Here is an 18,966-nt window from a genome sequence, read left to right as displayed (position 1 = left end):
AGTATTTTATAATTTCCTGGTGACCATTAAAAAACCACCAAGCAGGAGCATATGCTTGGTGGTTATCATGATATTTATTTTGCAAGTTTGGCAAAGGCTTTTTCCGCTGCTATAATCGTACGTTTAATATCGTCATCACTATGTGCGGTTGATAGGAATAAACCTTCAAATTGCGACGGAGGCAGGAACACACCTTCTGCCGCCATTGTGCGATAGTAGCTGGCAAAGGATCCTGTATCCGATTTAGAAGCTGTTTCATAGTTAATGACTGGCTCTTCTGCAAAGAAAACACCAACCATCGAGCCTACTCGGTTAATTTGTAACGGAATTTGGTGTTTATCAGCTGCTAGACGATAACCTTCTACTAAATGATCTACTTTCTTATTTATTTCCTCATAACTAGAACGATCCAATGCCTTCAATGTCTCCAATCCTGCCGTCATCGCTAACGGATTACCAGAAAGCGTTCCGGCTTGATAGATATCTCCGACAGGAGCAATACGTTCCATAATTTCACGTTTACCTCCATAAGCACCAACCGGAAGGCCTCCGCCAATTACTTTGCCAAGACAAGTTAAATCAGGTGTGACATTAAAATGACCTTGCGCACAATGAAAGCCAACACGAAAACCAGTCATTACTTCATCAAAAATCAATAAAGATTGATATTGCTCGGTGATGTCTCTCAATAACTGCAAGAAGTCATTAACTGGAGGTACTACTCCCATATTGCCAGAAACCGGCTCGACAATCACTGCCGCAATATCATCCCCAAATTGTTCAAAGGCATAACGCACACTGTCAAAATCATTATATGGAACGGTAATTGTGTGCTGTGCCACACTTTCCGGTACACCAGGACTATCTGGCAATCCTAAAGTCGCCACTCCAGATCCTGCCTTAATAAGCAAGGAATCACCATGACCATGATAGTTCCCTTCAAACTTAAGGATTTTGTTTCTGCCTGTATAACCTCTTGCCAAACGCAAAGCACTCATCGTAGCCTCTGTACCTGAGTTCACCATGCGCACCATTTCAATCGATGGCACTCGGTCAATCACTAACTGCGCTAATTCATTTTCTAATAAAGTAGGTGCACCAAAGCTTGTTCCCTTCTCCGCTGTCTCCTTTAGCTTGCTAACAACACGTTGATCTGCATGCCCTAGAATTAATGGCCCCCAGCTTAAGACATAATCGATGTATTCATTTCCATCAATATCGTAAATCTTAGATCCTTTGCCATGATCCATATAAATAGGACTCATCCCAACTGACTTAAAAGCTCGCACCGGTGAATTGACACCACCAGGCATTAAATCTACGGATTCTTTATAAGCGTCCAATGATTTTTGGTTTTCTAACATGCTTATTTCCCCCCTTGGTCCTGTTGCAACCATCTTGCAACATCCTTAGCAAAATAGGTAATGATAATATCAGCACCTGCTCGTTTCATAGCTGTCAATTTCTCGATCACAATCGCTTCCTCATCTACCCAGCCGTTTAAGCTTGCCGCCTTCACCAATGAATATTCACCACTCACATTGTAGGCAACCACTGGAACGTCATGTGCATTTCTTACTTCACGAATAATATCCATATAGGCTAGTGCCGGTTTAACGATTAGAAAGTCAGCACCTTCTTCCATATCAGACTGCGCTTCCCGTAAAGCTTCTAAACGGTTGGCTGGATCCATCTGATAAGTCTTGCGGTCACCGAACTGCGGGGTGCTATCTGCTGCATCTCTGAATGGACCATAGAAGGCAGAAGCATACTTGACGGCATATGACATAATCGGTACATCAGTATAACCAGCCTCATCCAATCCTTGTCTAATTTCAGCCACAAATCCATCCATCATATTGGAAGGAGCAATAATATCGGCACCTGCCTCGGCTTGTGAAATCGCCGTTTTTACATGAAGCGGCAACGACTGATCATTATCTACATCCCCATCTACAATGACACCACAGTGCCCATGTGACGTATATTCACAAAGACAAGTATCAGCAATAATTAAAATTTGTTCTGTTTTGCGTTTGATCTGACGCATGGCTTGCTGAACGATGCCTTCTGAATCATAAGCACCTGAACCAATTTCGTCCTTCTCTGCGGGAATACCAAATAATAAAACAGATGATATGCCTAATGCCAACAATTCATCGATCTCTTCATCCAAGCGATCTAATGATAGTTGAAATACTCCAGGCATGGAACTCACTTCTGTTCTTATATCTCGGCCTTCCACCACAAACAGCGGGTAAACCAAATCGTCCACTCGTATTTCTGTTTCTCTTACCAACTGTCTCATCAGACTTGATTGACGCAACCGTCGATGACGGTCAAATTTTGCTGCTGCCATTAGCTACCACCTTTTCTGATATATTCTATATAGACCTGAACCATCTCTTCTACGGTATATGTTTCTGGGAAGATAATCTGTTCAAAATATCTCTGTTCTAATGCCTGTGCTGTCGTCTTTCCAATCGCTACAGCAGTTAATTGCCTACGTGCTATGTAAAATTGCTGCGGAGAGAGAAACTGCTCAAAGGCAGAAACCGTGGAAGGGCTGGTAAAAAAAACAGCATCTACTTGTTGAACTAATTGATTCAGGTCTCGGCTTACTTGTTCATTTTTTATTGTACGATATATTACTATTTTTTTAAAATATATACCTGCCTTTGTCAGCATCTCGGGGATTTCCCTGCGAGCACTTGCCCCACAGATAATGCCAATTCGTTTTTTTCCATATTGTTGAATAAACTCTTTCACCATGTTTTCTCCACTATAAACAGAAGGCTCGAAGTCTACGGTATAACCTAGTCGTTTTAATTCCATCGATGTCTTTTTGCCAACCGAAGCAATTTTATTTGTAACTGTGGTCCCTCTCAACTGACACCATTCATAAAAAAAACGAACAGTATTAGTACTTGTGAAAAACAGCCAATCCAATTCATCGATTGGCGGCTGTTCCAGATGATGATATAACGGCTCAAATCGCAGTAATGGCACTCGTTCACAGACAGCTCCCTGATTTTCTAACAGTTGTGCCAAAGGTACTGCCTGTGTTGTTTCCCTCGTTATCATAATCCGTTTACCTGCCAGAGGGTTATTCATTTGACTGATTAACCTCCATTGCCTCAGCTATTAATTGCTTTGCCCCTTGCCTTTGGAGTCTTTCAGCCGCTTCTGTTCCGACTTGGACAGGGTCTGTTCCCCTTACTACTTCTTTGAGGATCGTATTTCCATCACTGCTCCCTACCAAAGCAGTCAAAACGAATGCCTCTCCATCCAGATAAGCATAAGCACCAATCGGTACCTGACATCCACCATTTAATAACTCAAGGAAGGTGCGTTCTGCCGTCACTGTTTTAGCGGTATAGTCATCATTAATTTGCGTCAATAATTCCAATAACTCATGATCATCTTCACGGCATTCAATTGCCAGAGCCCCTTGACCAACTGCTGGTACACAACGCTCAGGCTCTAAGTACTCTGTTACAATACTCTCATCCCAATTCATGCGCTTTAACCCGGCCGCCGCTAAGATAATAGCATCATAATTCTCTTCCTTCAGCTTGTTTAGCCTTGTTTCAATATTTCCACGTATCCACTGAATTTTTAAATCCGGCCGATTTGCCAAAATTTGTGAACCTCTGCGCAGACTGCTTGTTCCTACTACGGCTCCCGCTGGTAAATCGGACAATTTAATATGATGGTTGGAAATAAAGGCATCACGATGGTCTTCACGGACTGGAATCGCACCAATTACTAAACCATCCGGCAATACTGCTGGCATATCCTTCATGCTATGTACCGCAAAGTCGATTTCTTTATCGTACATCGCTTTTTCGATTTCCTTAACAAATAAACCTTTACCACCAACTTTGGACAAAGTGACGTCCAAGATTTGATCACCTTTTGTGACAATTCGTTTGATTTCAAACTCGTACTGATCACCGACTCGTTCTTGTAATTGCTTAATAACCCATTCCGATTGTGTAATCGCTAAGTTGCTCCTTCTTGAACCAACCACAATTTTACGCATATTCATCCACCTTTTTACCAAGATAAATTCTTATTCCTTATACAGAATAAAAAAATGGCTGGAAATCCTCCAAACCATTGTAAGTAGCCAGCTTATCGTCTGGTCTATTCGGGCACCCCAATCCCATTCAGGACTGGATGACGTGCCAAGAAAAAATGTAATAACTAACCCGTTATCTTTTGATTCTTTGCCATTCAGCCAATTAAGCTGCAGTCCTGAAAATATGAGACCTATGTCAGAAACCGGCTTTTTTTTAGGATCGCAACTAAGGTAATCTGCTAAGAACAGATCCACTTCTTGTCGTTAGTGGTTAATGATTTGAGATGTTTTGCAGGTTGTGAAACGTCATTTCCTTTGTTTGTTCCAAATTAATGACCTTATCCTGTTCCTTTAAACGCAAAGGCTCTTCCACTTGATCCTCAATATTAAAAATTTGTTTAAAAAGTGATAATGCCTCTCGTGCATCCGACTGTCCGGCAAGTTCCTTTGCCTGCAGAATTGGCTGCTTTAATATTTGGTTCACAATACTTTTTGTATGTTTATTTAATACCTTCCGTTCACGTTCGGTCAGTTCGGGTATCTTACGCTCGATACTTTTCATGGTTTCTTTTTGAATCGATAATGCTTGTTCGCGCAATGCAGTAATAATAGGAACTACACCTAGTGTATTGAACCACTCATTAAAGGCCACTATCTCTTCTTCAATCCACAACTCGATTTCCTGTGCAGCGTCTTTCCGCACTTGCATATTTGAATCCACCACATCCTGTAAATCATCAATGTCATATAAAAATACATCGTCTAATTCTGCCAATTGCGGATCTAAATCTCGTGGTACAGCAATATCCACTAAAAAAAGCGGGCGCCCCTGACGTTCATTTGCTACTTTCTGAACTGACTGCTTAGTCACCACATATTGCTCAGAACCAGTTGAACTAATCACAATATCGGCCTCCTGCAAAATAGTATCCAGCTCTTTATCAGATTTCGCTTCCCCATTAAACTGCCTAGCCAGCTGCTCTGCTTTTTCAATCGTTCGATTCACTACTGTTACTTGTTTTGCCCCAGAACCGTAAACATTCTTAGCTGCTAGTTCTCCCATTTTCCCAGCACCGATGATGACAACATGTTTGTCTTGAAGGTTAGTGAAGAGTTTCTTGGCCAGTTCCACTGCTGCATAACTAACCGATACCGCATTCTCACCAATTGCCGTACTGCGTTGGCTTTTCTTCCCAACCGTAACCGCCTGTTTAAATAATTCATTAAAAATCGTTCCTGTGAGTTTATATTCTTGAGCCAACAAAAAGTTTTTGCGTACTTGCCCAAGAATCTGTGTCTCTCCAATTACCATCGATTCCAGACTGCAAGCTAAACGAAACAAATGCTCTACTGCGGCATCATTCTCATATACGATTAGATGTGGAAGAAATGTGTCCTTATCAATTCCAAACCAGTCCGCCAAGAACTGTTTCACAAAAAACCTGCCCGTATGGAGCTGGTCAACCACTGCGTATATCTCTGTCCGATTGCATGTGGAAATAATCACATTCTCCAGAATGCTTTTCTGATTGTTTAATTCTCTCATTGCTTCTACTAGCGTATCTTCTCTAAAAGTCAGCATTTCTCTAACTTCCAGAGGTGCTGTTTTATAATTTATTCCGGCTGCTATAATGTGCACGTTATCTACCCCCAAAAAACAAAAGCCTGACACATAATTAGTTATATTATAACATGTTTCTATGCTTATTTCGTGATGATTTTATGAACAGTTTTCAACCGTTTATAGGTATTCTCCTAACTAGTAGTACCTAGTAGAAGTTCGGATGGTGCTGTGATAAAATATAGCGAGGTTTGATTATCCCGGAGTAACCATTTTTTTCTCTCAAAGAGAAGCATGAAATGAGGGATAACAGACGCTAACACATCGATTTATGTTTTCATTCATGTTGTACTTTAGCATATTCAAAATATTTTTTCAAGAAAATAAGTTTAAATTAATAATAATTTTAATGTAGGAGTGTTTCATTTGAAGAAGAATGGTTTAGTTGCTTATTTATTAATCGGAATCGGCGTATTCTTTTTATTAAGAGAATTACGGCTGCCGATCTTTACTAACTTTTATTCTTGGCCTACCTTGCTTATATTAGTCGGCGCGTCCTTTCTCATTTATGCCTTTACCAGTAAGGAACATAAGCAAATCTTCCCCGGTGTCCTGTTACTTGGATTCGGTATTCACTTCCACGGAATTACCCAGTATGGTTTCTGGGTCGATCATTGGGGAATGTATGTATTAATTATTGCATTGGCCTTTCTGATTCGGGCCTTTAAAACAAAAAAAGGGTTTCTTCCCGGGATATTATTACTTCTGTTTTCGCTTTTCGTTATCTTTGTGGATAAACAACCCGGCTGGTTTAGCTGGATTGCCGAAGTGATGAGCTGGCTGGAAAGATTTTGGCCCATTCTTCTCATTGGACTGGGAGTTTATCTCTTGTTCAAAAAGAAATAATGCTCGATCATTTTGCTTCTGGAAAAGATATACTGAAGAAATTGTCCTTCTTAAGTGTATCTTTTCCAAAAGAACACTGCTTATGCACGTTCTACACCTTCAGATGTATTCAGAACCTCAGCCATCACAAGAAGAGTGAAGCACAACATCCTTGCAAACAGTTTGTCTATCTGAAATATACAGCATAAACTGATTTCCCTGTTATCCTTTTTCTGCTGGAAAGATAAAACAACGGCTTGTCTCCTCTATAAAGACAAGTCGTTGTTTTGTGTCAAACGGGCACCAGCTCATGTAAAACTCACTTTATATACTGCTTTAAATAGTTCCATACATCCTCTTTTCCCTCGCCAGTCTCAGCAGAGAATGGGATAACTGTGTCTTCTGTTTCCATCTCTAATGTTTCAATAACACGTTTGATATGGGCAACTTTTTTATTTTTAGGAATTTTATCTACTTTTGTTGCAATTACTAATACCGGAATATCATAATGCTTAAGAAAATCATACATCATGATATCATCTTCTGTTGGATGATGGCGAATATCTACAATTAATACGGTTAAACGTAAGGTTTCCCGTAAGGAGAAGTACTCTTCCATCATCCGGCCCCATTTTTCCCGCTCTTTCTTCGAGACTTTGGCATAGCCATAGCCTGGAACATCAACAAAATAAAAGGCATCATTGATATTATAGAAATTAAGCGTCTGTGTTTTCCCCGGTTTAGACGATGTTCTCGCTAAATTTTTACGATTAATTAATTTATTAATGAAAGACGATTTCCCAACATTGGATCGGCCCGCTAAGGCGATCTCTGCCCATTGGTCTTGAGGATATTGTTTTTCTGAGACGGCGCTAATGACAATTTCGGCTTTATTGACCTTCATGTTTCTCCTCCAATAATGCATACCTTAACACAGTATCTAAATGATTAACTGGGATAAAGGTAACTTGCTCTTTTACACTTTCCGGAATATCATCTAAGTCTTTTTGATTATCGGCTGGAATGATAATCGTTGTAATACCAGCTCGATGGGCACTAAGTGATTTCTCTTTTAATCCGCCTATCGGAAGCACTCGCCCCCTTAATGTAATCTCACCAGTCATACCTACTTCTTTACGGACTGGCCGGCCAGTTAAGGCGGAAACAAGTGCCGTTGCCATGGTAATCCCTGCGGAAGGGCCATCCTTCGGTGTTGCTCCCTCAGGTACATGAATATGAATATCATTCTTGTCAAGGAAATCTGGATCAATCTCCAATGCATCTGCACGGGATCTGATATAGCTTAAGGCTGCTTGAGCAGACTCTTTCATTACATCTCCTAATTTGCCTGTCAAAGTAAGCTTCCCTTTGCCTTTCGCTAAGCTGACTTCAATTGACAAGATATCGCCACCAGCTGACGTATAGGCAAGTCCTGTTGCTGCACCTATTTGATCATCCTGTTCCATCATACCATAGCGGAATTGTGGTTTACCGAGAAGAGACTCTATTTGCTTCTCTGTCACTACTACCCGTTTCCTCTCCCCTGCAACAATAAGCTTTGCCGCTTTTCGACAGAGAGAGGCAAGCTGACGTTCCAAGCCTCGCACACCTGCTTCTCGTGTATATAAACGAATCAACTTTAGCAGCGCCGGGTCTTTCATTTGCAGCTGCCCTTTCTTTAATCCATTTTCTTCCATCTGTTTAGGGAGCAAGTGTTGTTTGGCAATATGGAGCTTCTCTAATTCAGTATATCCTGCGATTGTAATAACTTCCATCCGATCTAATAATGGACGCGGAACGGTAGCTAAATTATTGGCAGTAGCAATAAACATAACCTTAGATAGATCATAAACCTCTTCTAAATAGTGATCACTGAACGTACTGTTTTGCTCAGGGTCCAAAACCTCCAACATGGCAGATGAGGGATCTCCCCTAAAATCATTGGACATCTTGTCAATCTCGTCCAGCAGGAACACAGGATTTATTGTTTCTGCCTTTTTCATCCCTTGAATAATCCGGCCAGGCATAGCGCCAATATAGGTACGGCGATGCCCTCTAATCTCAGCCTCGTCTCTAACCCCTCCCAGGGAAATACGAACAAAATGACGATCGACCGCCTTTGCTACCGACCGTGCCAATGAGGTCTTTCCTACACCTGGTGGTCCTACCAGACATAAAATAGGTCCTTTCAGTGAGTCGGTTAACTTTTGGACAGCTAAATATTCCAGTACACGATCTTTAACTTTCTCCAAGCCATAATGGTCGGCATCCAATATTTCTTTGGCATGCTGAATATCTAAATTATCTGTTGTCTGTTCTGACCACGGCAGAGATAATATCCAATCGATATAGTTTCGAATTACTGAACTTTCTGCTGAACTTTGTGGGACTCTTTCATATCTCGCTAATTCTTTTTCCAACACTTCTACAATCCGATCTGGCAAGTTTTTTTCTTCTATTGCCTTGCGCAGGTCTGCTATTTCGCCTGTTTTGCCATCCTTATCTCCGAGTTCCTTCTGAATGGCCTTCATTTGTTCTCGTAAGTAATATTCTTTTTGCGTTTCTTCCATCGATTTTTTGACACGCTGCCCTATTTTTCTCTCTAGTTCCAGCACTTCTTTCTCATTAGAGATAATATCAAGCAATTTCTGTAAACGAGCTTTCACCTCTAGTGTTTCTAAGATGGTCTGTTTATCCGACATTTTCAAGGTAATATGTGAAGCAACAATGTCAGCAAAGTTACTAGGATCTTCGATATCGTTCACAGTGGCCAAGGTTTCTTTCGTTACTTTTTTCGAGATTTTAGTATAATGTTCAAACTGCTCCAGTAGAGCGCGCATTAATGCTACTTCTTCAGCCAGGTTATCATGATGATCTTCCAATTCTTCAATTTCCACAAAAAATTGCTGGTCCTCATTGATAAATTGGTGTATCCTAGCACGGTATACCCCTTCAATCAACACTCTCATTGTTCCATTTGGAAGTTTCAACATTTGATTAACTTTCGCCACAGAACCTATTTCATGAATGTCTTTCGCCTTTGGATCATCCAATCCGCTTTCCTTTTGGGCAGCTAAAAAAATGTGCTGGTCATTCATCATAGCTTTTTCTAATGATTGAATAGATTTCTCCCGACCGACATCTAAATGAATGATCATGCCAGGAAAAACGATCAACCCTCTTAATGGCAATAATGGTATATGTATAAATTTGGTTGTCATATGACACCTCCGTCTAGCTACTTGTGTGAAGCCTATCGGCAGTTTGTAACACTGCAACGAAAGGTAAATTAAAATTGTAGTTGTAAGTGAAACGCAATTTAAGCAGAATTTGTTCCTTGTATACATGCATAAGGTGCAAAATGGTTCTTGTTCAGAAGCAGGTGACCACTACTGTCTGGTTAACTTGTCCCATATTTATAAAAAATATTTTCAGAAAGTAGCCGTAACAGTATTTTGCTGCTTTTATGCCACAGATCTGAACTATGGAAAAAGACCTATTTGCTTTGTTAACAGTTTAATGAAGTTTTGTCTGTTTGTAAATCCTTATGCAACGTGCTTATTTAAATCTTCCCCAAAAAGATAAAAAGAATACAAAATCCCTTGTTAAATAAACAAGGGATTTATTCTTTACGCGCTCTCTTTTGGTGATTTAAGATCGATAATCGTACCATCCTCATGAACCAGCTTTGGACGGCCATTTTCAGATACTACCGTTTCTTTCGTAATAATACACTTCTTGACATCATCACGTGAAGGCAGTTCAAACATCACATCCAACATAATGCCTTCTAAGATAGAACGCAATCCACGAGCACCAGTTTTGCGCTCAATGGCCTTCTCTGCAACAGCTTCTAAAGCACCTGCTTCAAATTCTAATTCCACATTATCTATTTCGAATAGTTTATTGTATTGTTTTACCAGCGCATTCTTTGGTTTCGTTAGAATTTCAACTAAGGCTGCTTGATCTAGTGGCTCTAAACTCCCAATAACCGGTAAACGGCCAATAAATTCTGGAATTAAACCAAAACGCAATAAATCTTCTGGGAGTACTTTTGATAATAAAGTGGATTTATCCAGTTCTTGATTTTCTGCTTCCGCACCGAAACCAATAACCTTCTTTCCTAAACGACGCTTGATGATTTGTTCAATACCATCAAATGCTCCACCACAAATGAATAAGATATTTGTTGTATCAATTTGAATAAACTCCTGATGTGGGTGTTTTCTGCCCCCTTGTGGCGGTACACTAGCGGTCGTTCCTTCTAATATTTTGAGAAGTGCCTGCTGTACCCCTTCACCAGATACATCACGAGTAATCGATGGATTTTCTGATTTGCGAGCCACCTTATCAATTTCATCAATATAGATGATTCCTTTTTCTGCTTTTTCTACATCATAATCAGCGGCTTGGATAAGCTTTAACAGGATATTTTCCACGTCTTCGCCCACATAACCAGCTTCGGTTAATGAAGTAGCGTCAGCAATGGCAAACGGCACATTCAAAATACGTGCCAGAGTCTGAGCTAATAGTGTTTTTCCGCTACCAGTTGGCCCAATCATAGCGATATTACTTTTGGATAATTCCACCTCATCCTTCGACTTCGGAGAATTGATACGTTTATAGTGGTTGTAGACAGCAACAGATAAATTACGTTTAGCCTGTTGTTGTCCAATTACGTAATCATCTAAAATTTCACAGATTTCTTGTGGTTTTGGAATTTCTTTATATTCCACTTCCTCTTCAATTCCTAATTCCTCTTCCACAATTTCTGTGCATAACTCTATACATTCATCACATATATAAACGTTCGGCCCTGCTACTAACTTGCGAACCTGATCTTGGCTTTTTCCGCAAAAAGAACATTTAAGCTGACCTTTACCTTTTTCTTCGTTAAATTTATACATGTCTTTCACCCCTTGTTCAAAAATATAGCCATTTATACAACAAAACAACCTTAGAAAATCCTACCTTTAGGTAATCATATCAAATTGTTTCAAAATAACAAAGTGATACACATTATCACGATAACAGCCTACCAAGCATTAGATCACATTACAACTAGTTTGCACCATTTTTGACTGGTTCATCCTTGACAGCCGTTTTTGATTACGATATGAGTCATTTGTATGGAAAAAGGGCGAAGACAGCTCCCTTTGAAGAATTGAACGCTAAAAAGAATGATGGACAGCGCCTATTGTTATAATCTGAAATAAAGACGCTGTATTATGTTATGTCTATGATCATTATAACGATTATTCTTAAATATATATGTATGTAATGGAAGAGTCATTCTCGTTTCCCGATAACTGAAAAAACGGTATGGATGTACGAAAACAAGGTACCGGCTAAAGCACCTTGTTTTCTTTAAATGACTCGTGTTAAAGTGAAAGTTTGTTCAGTAGGCTCCCACTGGAACCAATCGAACCGATACTGGCTGTTGGGTCTCCTTAGAAATAACGTGTTCCCTTATTTCTTGAAGCGGGAATCTTACTGCGATAAAAGACTTACTATTTTGTTTTGCTGTTATCTACTAACACATCAATTGCTTTTTTAAATTTCAAATCATCTTGAAGAGCTAGCGTGTTTCCACCAAGCGCTTGTTTGATTTGATCGATTTCCATGTTATACATAGTAGCCATGCTTTCTAATTCTTTCTCGATATCTTCTTCTGTCACTTCTACATTCTCTGCTGCTCCAATAGCTTCGAGGGTAAGGTTTGTCTTTACACGCTTTGCAGCATCTTCTTTCATTTGTTCTTTCAATGCATCTTCGTCTTGCCCAGAGAATTGAGAATACATTTCTAAAGTCATGCCTTGCATTTGTAATCTTTGTTCAAATTCCTGCACCATGCGATCCAACTCCGACTGTACCATTGCTTCCGGAATATCTATTTCGGCATTATCAGAAGCTTGTTGAACAAGTGATTCACGTTTGTCAGCGTCTGCTTGGTTTTCTTTTTGTTCTTGAAGACGTTTCTTTGTCTTTTCTTTTAGTTCTGCTAGTGTTTCTACTTCATCATCTATATCTTTGGCAAATTCATCGTCTAATTCTGGAAGTTCTTTTGCTTTTACTTCATGAATTTTCACTTTGAATGTTGCTTCTTTACCAGCTAAGTTTTCTGCGTGGTATTCTTCAGGAAATGTAACTTCTACTTCTGTTTCTTCTCCTGCTTTTTTACCGATAAGCTGTTCTTCAAAACCTGGGATAAAGGAACCAGAACCAATTTCTAATGAATGATTATCTGCTTGTCCGCCTTCGAAAGCTTCTCCATCAACAAATCCTTCGAAGTCGATAACCGCTGTATCTCCATCTTCAATGGCTCCTTCTTCTTTGACAACTAACTCTGCTTGTTGTTCTTGTTGTTTTTTAATTTCCGCTTCGACATCTTCATCTGTTACTTCTGTGTCCTCTTCTTCTACTTCTAAGCCTTTGTAGTTCCCAAGTTTCACTTCAGGTTTTACAGTTACTTTTGCAGTGAAGATAAGGTTTTTGCCTTTTTCAATTTGCTCAATATCAATTTCCGGCTGATCAACAGGCTCAATTCCTACTTCATCAACAGCTTCACTGTATGCACCAGGAAGAATAATATCTACGGCATCTTGGTATAATGATTCTACACCAAAACGTTTCTCAAACATACCTCTTGGCATTTTACCTTTACGGAAGCCAGGAACTTGTACTTGCTTTACTACCTTTTTGAATGCTTGATCTAATGCTTCGTTAAATTTATCCGCCTCTACTTCAATCGTAAGGACGCCTTCGTTCCCCTCTTGCTTTTCCCATTTTGCTGTCATTCTAAATTCCCTCCAACATAAAAACTTTGTATATTTTGTCGTTCATTCTATTTACCCCGACCGAACGCAAATTGCAACCATTATATTATAACACAATTGCATTTGCTTTCAATAATAATAATGTATGTATTATTTTTTTGCAATTTATTTTGACCTTTATATGCTAAATATCTAAGATAGAAGTGTACAACTTATCGGATAGTGTAATCATATCCAGATAATGCTGTTTCATAACAGCCTCATGACTCTGGCTTGCTTCATCCGGCAACTGAAAACTTTTACTGACATAATGTAATAAGGCCTCTGCCAATAATTGATAATCCTCTTTCTGCGGCAAAAATGGCGTATATACATAAGCAAAACGCTCTAATATAAATTGAATCATTTGATATTTCGTTGGATCTTCTTGCAGGACATCATCTAAGTAGTACGTAACACCTGAAAAAAATGAGGCAGGGATGATCGGCTCCTCTAGTTTCAACATTAAATCAGCTGTTAAATTAAATTTTTCAATATGTATGGGTGTCTTGATTTCTGCCTTTTGAAAATATTCTAATAGCGCTGTTTTGACAACCGGGTGAATATCTGAACGAGTAAGTAACTCCTGATAGATGGAAATTCGTTTGTAGATTCCCATTCCAATCAGCCGCTTGATCATATACCATTGTTGCCGACTGTTATTACTATCAATCGCTTGTTCCAACTGTGCCGTTACTTCTGTAAAAGATTTCTCATCTTCTTGGTGCTGAAGCTCTTCGCTTAACTGATATACATGCTGTAACTGGCTTCTGATATGATCAGGTATCTCTTCTTTTAGTGCATCATCAATCAGGAACATGACTTCTTCATACTTACTTAACTGAAATAACAACGTTGCATATATATGTATATAGGAAGGGTAATAATGATCTTTCTTAGCTATCAGCTGTTCACATAATTCTTCTGCTTCCATCTGCATATTTAATTCCATCATGCAAATCAATTTTCCTGTCATTACTTCATGTGAATGGACACCGTTCTCTGTTAATTGGTGAAAATAATCATATGCCTCTCTAAAGTGATTATCCTGCATAGCCTGTGTCGCCCGCTGTTCTAGTTGTTCCCTCCACTGAGGCAGCATAATTATTTTCTCTTGATTTTCTCTCATTAGGTCACCTGCCTTTCCTGTTAATAGTTGTGTAGGTTTCATTATAATGTGTATTGCCCCGTTACTCAAGGGTAACAGGAGATAACTTACCCTAATACTTGGTTATTTATACTAGGAGTCGGGAAAAGAAACCGTCATAAGATAAAACTTGGCTATCTGTAAAACTGACTCCTCGCAGTTTTTGCTCTTTTCTTAATAATAAGCTTTTACAGGTTTGTTTATACCTGTTTATGCCCAGATTCTCTCAAGACATTTTTTATCATATAACAACACCTAATATATCGAGTTTTTTCTTTCCAATCATGATGTATGTCTCTATATAATAATTAATGGCATCTGTGTAGCCTTTAATGATGTTTATATTACCTGCTTGAAAATACTTGACTTCTACATAATTAGCCGAAGTCAAAAGGAAATTGATTTCTTCACCTGCTATTCCTCAAGCTGCGGTTTGTGGAATCAGCCAAATGTAAATCCTTTTGCGTTAGAAGGTTGTTCAGTTCCTTTTGCTAAATACACTACCACTGAAGGGGTTTAATGAAGAAACTGTCTCACCTAAAAAAATAACTTACATTACTATTTCCATCTAAAAGGACAGACATATAGAACTTTTTTGATAGAAAAGCACTATTTTCTTTAACAAACCGCAATTAATAATAAGAATATGCTCCCTTGACCAAAGCGATAAAATGGCGGAAAATAAATAATACTTAAATAAGGCAGAAGGAGCGAACAAAATGGCGGAAAAATTCATCAATCAGCTTATTGATGGACAAGTTGCAATCCTCAAACAGTTAAAAGATCTATCGGAGAATACCGAAAAAAGGTTCGCCGAACTAAAAAGAGATGTGGGTGGACTAACAACAGGTGTAAACGACTTAAAAGCAGATGTAGGTGGGCTAAAAACAGATGTAAACGACTTAAAAACAGATGTAGGTGGGCTAAAAGAAAAGCAAGATACCTTTGAGAGGAAGCAAGACATCTTGGTTGAAAACGCAGGTAATCTTATGGAAGGGCAAACCAGAATTGAGAAACAGCTTGAGTCTTTTGTCCGTAAAAAGGACCTTGACTATTTTGATAAGAAAATTGGCGAGCATGATCGGGAGTTATATATTCTAAAAATGGAAAGTTAATATAGACGAAAGCAACCGTTCTCACGAAATGCTGAGGACGGCTGCTTTGTATTTTCTAGATCAATTACTAAAGATAAAACAAGCAGGTTGGTATTACTTTATCATTTATAAAAATCATATTTTTAGAAAGAAGATTGTTCAAACATTCACCAGATAGATCGGGCTATTATTTAGTAGGAGGAATCTTTATCCCCCACTTGGGTGGAAATCCCACAAAATCTTGAAATAGGTTGCCGAGATAAGCTAATAAACAAAAATACCAAGCCCTTAATAACAAAAGGGATTGGCATTTATCTTAGAAACGTCCCAGGAGAGATTCGAACTCCCGACCCACAGCTTAGAAGGCTGTAGTTTTTGATAAGGCTAAGTAACAACCTTTATGATTGATAAGGTTTTATTGGAATATTAATAGTTTATATTATGCTTCATTTTGCTTGTTTATTTTTAAATAATTTTAATTTCAACCCCAATTCAACCCCGGAAAAATCTTTGTCTTTTTTAATATAAAAATTTCTTCTATATAATATATACTCAGTTTCATTTGATAAAATTGCCATTGATAATTTACTCCCTAACTTATATAATGAGAACAAATGTTCTTTTTTTAAGGAGTGAACATCTTGCGATATTTATCTGATGAAGAATATAAAATAGCTAGCAGGTACTTGTTTTTGTCCATGGTCATTAAGGTATTAGAGTATGATTTGAAACAAATCCATAAAAGTCATATATTCCGGATCAACGAACCATTTATAAATCTGTTAGAATCATCTATACAGATGGCAAAGGAAGAACGGCAAGTTTTAAAAATAAAAATGCTGGATCATAAGCTGAAAGTGGTGCGGTCAGGCCAAAGAGGTGACTTTACCGTATATACTTTTATTTTGGGAAACCAAGAAGAACAGCGCAGTTATTATAACCCTGCGATTAGAAAGAAAGTGAGAGGTATTATTGAAGAACTGTTTGAATCCGTCGAATACAAGATGGGCACCTAAAAATGGTGCTATTTTTTTATAATATAGTGACGTCTGTTATATCAGTTGGATAAAACTTGCGTTGACCAACAACTATATAATCATCTGCATAATTAATCATGTCTATATAGCCTTTACGGACTTAATCTCACCGTCTTGATAGTAGCTAACCTCTACTAATAAATTGTCTTTTTGGGCTAAAGCCAAACGAAAATTAAACTCCTGAAATTGTTGTTCATCAATTGTTGGTTTTTGTTGTAGTGACACTTCTTTTCTCAACTTTTTAAGTTCAACAACATGTTCTGGCAACGTCATAGCTGACCACTTTTTATTTCCTCGATCATTGACATTCATGCTCCTACCCTCTTTCTTGCCGATCCATATGATAAAATGTTCGCCCGTTTAAAACTCCGCACCTGCTTGCGATAGTAGCAGTAAGCAATAATGTGTGTGTCTTTAATCTCTATGATCCTTATAATGCGTTGAGTGACTTTATTGCTTTTGTCCATATAATAAATCATAATTTTCTCATTAGGTTTCAATTGTATGCCTCCTATAAGAACGTTTGTTTCTATTAGGGTAGCACAAAAATAAGAACGTGTGTACTTGTATTTTTAAACAAAATAAAAAAGCCTATCAACTGTACGGGAAGATAGGCTTTTTTATTTTGTGTGATGTCATCGAACCTGAATGGGAGCATAATGTACTTTCATGCCTCCATTCCACGTTGGTTCACATTTTAGTGGAGTCATTGCCGAGGCTGTAATCGCTGAACTAAAGAATATAACACTTGTGATTCCAATAGAAACACCTAAATTGCGTAAAAATTTCTTTGGTTTCATCCTGATTCCCTCCAATCATGACTATTTTATTTATGATATTGAATTAAACACTTCCGAATTAACTTATTCAAATTATAACCGACCGTTTTAATTTGCCAAAATTTTTATTCTATTTATGACCTCCATAACAGGTCTATCGCTTGTTTAATCACTTTTATGTTTTGGCCATCTAAGCCATGCATGACGTCAGCCAGTTTAATATCGTCAATGGAACTGTTGAAGCATTGTAAAGCAAAACGAATCATATTTTTATCACTGGAAGAAAACACACCCATGATTTCGTAAAGTTCTCCAACGTCAAGCGAACCCTCGACATCAATAGCTTTTGCCACGTTTTCAGCTTTAAAAGTTGCTCCAACGAGATAAGCGAAAACGCCATATTCTAAGTCAGATAAAAGTGAAATGTTGAAAAATAAAATATTTTTATATCTTACTTCGATCAGATAATATGTATAGTATAAATAATAATTAATAAAAGATCAAGCCCCTCACCACATGAGGGGCTTGCTACATACTAAGTGAATAGTAAGTGCATTTTTTATAGAGAATAATTAATAACCTCTTCTTTCCTCAGAAGGTTCTTCGTCAAGATCTGGCTCTTCTTCATCCATATTAAAAGGTGTGTCATATTCATTTGGCTCTCTTACATCACGTGGGTCAGTATCTATATCTGGTCTCCCATTATTATTACGTTCAGGCGTATAATTGATATCGTCTGGCTGATCATCCATCTCATTGTCGTTATCCATTGTACATGCTGATAAAACACCAATTGAGATAGCACTAGCTATTATTAGAGTAATGATTCTTTTCACGGCTTACCTCACACAATTTTAATTGACACATTTTAGTTTGAATCATTTTAAATTTTTCATTCATTCTTTAGGTTTTTTTATGTTGAAGAGAAATGATTTCCACACATTTTTTTATTTCTTCTTCACAAAATAAAAAAGGCTTCAAAAGCCGATAATTACATTCAGGAGATGATCTTATTATGAGAAATATTCCATGGCTTTCTGTGCTTGGTTCAATCGGTATAGGTGTTGCAGCTTTCAATATGATGAATAATCAAGGCCAAGGAGGCCAAATGCAAAAATTACTTTCTAATGCAACGAATATGACTAATCAGGGACAATAATATCATTAGAAAAAAATAATGCCCTCACCACCAAGGTACTGTAGGTTCAAATCCTAATGGTGGAAAGTCTTCTAATAAATTTTACTGTAAAAACAAAAATTGTTTAGTCCTTATCCAAAATAATAAAAAAAGATAAGGACTAAACAATATATAGCTATTATTTTATGCGGTCTTATGGCAACGCCTCTTTAACAATGCTTACCAGTTACCACAGCTATTAACCTGATACGCTTTGTCTGCATTCCAGTTACTTAATATTTCATGATATACTTGTTCGCCTGTTCCTACGAGATCGAGATAACTAAACAGCTGATAATACTCCCCTATCCTTTTTTTAATATCTGCTTCCGTTGATAGATTAACACTACTACAAGAAGAGGGACTAAATGAAGTATTCGGGTCAGA

20 protein-coding genes are annotated in these 18,966 nt (G+C 38.2%); 5 read left to right on the top strand and 15 right to left on the bottom strand.

Features of this window, described 5'->3' with window-relative positions; all coding sequences use genetic code 11:
- Nucleotides 1–74 precede the first annotated feature (74 nt).
- From hemL to hemA, 5 genes are all read right to left on the bottom strand, one after another.
- The gene (gene hemL, locus JOD18_RS17725) at nt 75–1,364 is read right to left on the bottom strand and encodes a glutamate-1-semialdehyde 2,1-aminomutase (RefSeq protein ID WP_204670454.1); all 1,290 of its coding nucleotides are present in this window, start codon (nt 1,362–1,364) and stop codon (nt 75–77) included.
- A gap of 2 nt (nt 1,365–1,366) precedes the next feature.
- Nucleotides 1,367–2,359: a porphobilinogen synthase gene (gene hemB, locus JOD18_RS17720; protein WP_204670453.1), complete on the bottom strand. Its 993-nt coding sequence runs from the start codon at nt 2,357–2,359 to the stop codon at nt 1,367–1,369.
- The gene (locus JOD18_RS17715) at nt 2,359–3,114 is read right to left on the bottom strand and encodes a uroporphyrinogen-III synthase (protein ID WP_204670452.1); all 756 of its coding nucleotides are present in this window, start codon (nt 3,112–3,114) and stop codon (nt 2,359–2,361) included. The genes hemB and JOD18_RS17715 overlap by 1 nt, the downstream gene beginning before the upstream one ends.
- Nucleotides 3,107–4,045, bottom strand: a complete 939-nt coding sequence (hemC, locus tag JOD18_RS17710) for a hydroxymethylbilane synthase (RefSeq protein ID WP_204670451.1) — start codon at nt 4,043–4,045, stop codon at nt 3,107–3,109. Before hemC ends, JOD18_RS17715 begins: the two co-directional genes overlap by 8 nt.
- A 310-nt stretch (nt 4,046–4,355) precedes the next feature.
- Nucleotides 4,356–5,723 carry a glutamyl-tRNA reductase gene (gene hemA, locus JOD18_RS17705; RefSeq protein WP_204670450.1) on the bottom strand — a complete coding sequence of 456 codons (1,368 nt, stop codon included), beginning with the start codon at nt 5,721–5,723 and terminating at the stop codon, nt 4,356–4,358.
- A 339-nt stretch (nt 5,724–6,062) separates the two neighbouring features.
- Here hemA and JOD18_RS17700 point away from each other — a divergent pair, with 339 nt between their 5' ends.
- A complete protein-coding gene (locus JOD18_RS17700) occupies nt 6,063–6,551 on the top strand; it encodes a LiaI-LiaF-like domain-containing protein (protein WP_338029564.1) in 489 nt (162 codons plus the stop codon).
- Between the two features lie 298 nt (nt 6,552–6,849).
- Here JOD18_RS17700 and yihA read toward each other — a convergent pair whose 3' ends face one another.
- The 5 genes from yihA to JOD18_RS17675 all read right to left on the bottom strand — a co-directional run bounded on the left by yihA (nt 6,850) and on the right by JOD18_RS17675 (nt 14,474).
- Nucleotides 6,850–7,434 carry a ribosome biogenesis GTP-binding protein YihA/YsxC gene (gene yihA, locus JOD18_RS17695; protein ID WP_204670448.1) on the bottom strand — a complete coding sequence of 195 codons (585 nt, stop codon included), beginning with the start codon at nt 7,432–7,434 and terminating at the stop codon, nt 6,850–6,852.
- Nucleotides 7,421–9,751 (bottom strand): endopeptidase La, encoded by a 2,331-nt coding sequence (lon, locus tag JOD18_RS17690; protein ID WP_204670447.1) that lies wholly within the window; start codon nt 9,749–9,751, stop codon nt 7,421–7,423. Before lon ends, yihA begins: the two co-directional genes overlap by 14 nt.
- 408 nt (nt 9,752–10,159) lie before the next feature.
- Nucleotides 10,160–11,437: an ATP-dependent protease ATP-binding subunit ClpX gene (gene clpX / locus JOD18_RS17685; RefSeq protein WP_204670446.1), complete on the bottom strand. Its 1,278-nt coding sequence runs from the start codon at nt 11,435–11,437 to the stop codon at nt 10,160–10,162.
- 603 nt (nt 11,438–12,040) lie between these two features.
- Nucleotides 12,041–13,327 carry a trigger factor gene (gene tig, locus JOD18_RS17680; RefSeq protein ID WP_204670445.1) on the bottom strand — a complete coding sequence of 429 codons (1,287 nt, stop codon included), beginning with the start codon at nt 13,325–13,327 and terminating at the stop codon, nt 12,041–12,043.
- Nucleotides 13,328–13,490: 163 nt separating this feature from the next.
- Nucleotides 13,491–14,474, bottom strand: coding sequence for a hypothetical protein (locus tag JOD18_RS17675; RefSeq protein ID WP_204670444.1), 984 nt, complete (start codon nt 14,472–14,474; stop codon nt 13,491–13,493).
- 737 nt (nt 14,475–15,211) lie between these two features.
- Here JOD18_RS17675 and JOD18_RS17670 point away from each other — a divergent pair.
- Nucleotides 15,212–15,607: a hypothetical protein gene (locus JOD18_RS17670; RefSeq protein WP_204670443.1), complete on the top strand. Its 396-nt coding sequence runs from the start codon at nt 15,212–15,214 to the stop codon at nt 15,605–15,607.
- A gap of 425 nt (nt 15,608–16,032) precedes the next feature.
- On the opposite strand, the gene JOD18_RS24670 is transcribed toward JOD18_RS17670, so the two are convergent.
- Complete coding sequence (locus JOD18_RS24670; RefSeq protein ID WP_275583042.1) at nt 16,033–16,164, bottom strand: hypothetical protein; 132 nt, start codon at nt 16,162–16,164, stop codon at nt 16,033–16,035.
- Nucleotides 16,165–16,227: 63 nt separating this feature from the next.
- Between JOD18_RS24670 and JOD18_RS17665 the strand changes: the two genes are divergently transcribed.
- Complete coding sequence (locus JOD18_RS17665) at nt 16,228–16,602, top strand: YhjD family protein (protein ID WP_204670442.1); 375 nt, start codon at nt 16,228–16,230, stop codon at nt 16,600–16,602.
- A gap of 102 nt (nt 16,603–16,704) precedes the next feature.
- Here the strand turns inward: JOD18_RS17665 and JOD18_RS17660 are convergent, their stop codons facing one another.
- Complete coding sequence (locus JOD18_RS17660) at nt 16,705–16,935, bottom strand: YolD-like family protein (protein WP_204670441.1); 231 nt, start codon at nt 16,933–16,935, stop codon at nt 16,705–16,707.
- Nucleotides 16,936–17,292: 357 nt separating this feature from the next.
- Here JOD18_RS17660 and JOD18_RS17655 point away from each other — a divergent pair, with 357 nt between their 5' ends.
- Complete coding sequence (locus tag JOD18_RS17655) at nt 17,293–17,514, top strand: hypothetical protein (RefSeq protein WP_204670440.1); 222 nt, start codon at nt 17,293–17,295, stop codon at nt 17,512–17,514.
- Between the two features lie 22 nt (nt 17,515–17,536).
- On the opposite strand, the gene JOD18_RS17650 is transcribed toward JOD18_RS17655, so the two are convergent.
- Nucleotides 17,537–17,755: a hypothetical protein gene (locus tag JOD18_RS17650; protein WP_204670439.1), complete on the bottom strand. Its 219-nt coding sequence runs from the start codon at nt 17,753–17,755 to the stop codon at nt 17,537–17,539.
- A 219-nt stretch (nt 17,756–17,974) separates the two neighbouring features.
- Nucleotides 17,975–18,238 carry a hypothetical protein gene (locus JOD18_RS17645; RefSeq protein ID WP_204670438.1) on the bottom strand — a complete coding sequence of 88 codons (264 nt, stop codon included), beginning with the start codon at nt 18,236–18,238 and terminating at the stop codon, nt 17,975–17,977.
- A 179-nt stretch (nt 18,239–18,417) separates the two neighbouring features.
- On the opposite strand from JOD18_RS17645, the gene JOD18_RS17640 reads away from it, so the two are divergent.
- Complete coding sequence (locus JOD18_RS17640) at nt 18,418–18,561, top strand: hypothetical protein (RefSeq protein ID WP_204670437.1); 144 nt, start codon at nt 18,418–18,420, stop codon at nt 18,559–18,561.
- Nucleotides 18,562–18,759: 198 nt separating this feature from the next.
- On the opposite strand, the gene JOD18_RS17635 is transcribed toward JOD18_RS17640, so the two are convergent.
- Nucleotides 18,760–18,966 (bottom strand): hypothetical protein (locus JOD18_RS17635; protein WP_204670436.1); only part of this gene is annotated, 207 nt, incomplete at its 5' end.

It is taken from the genome of Gracilibacillus alcaliphilus, assembly GCF_016909015.1.
Taxonomy (GTDB): Bacteria; Bacillota; Bacilli; order Bacillales; family Amphibacillaceae; genus Gracilibacillus; species Gracilibacillus alcaliphilus.
Note: the sequence above shows the minus strand (reverse complement) of the source record. Positions and strands in the feature narration are given on the sequence as shown.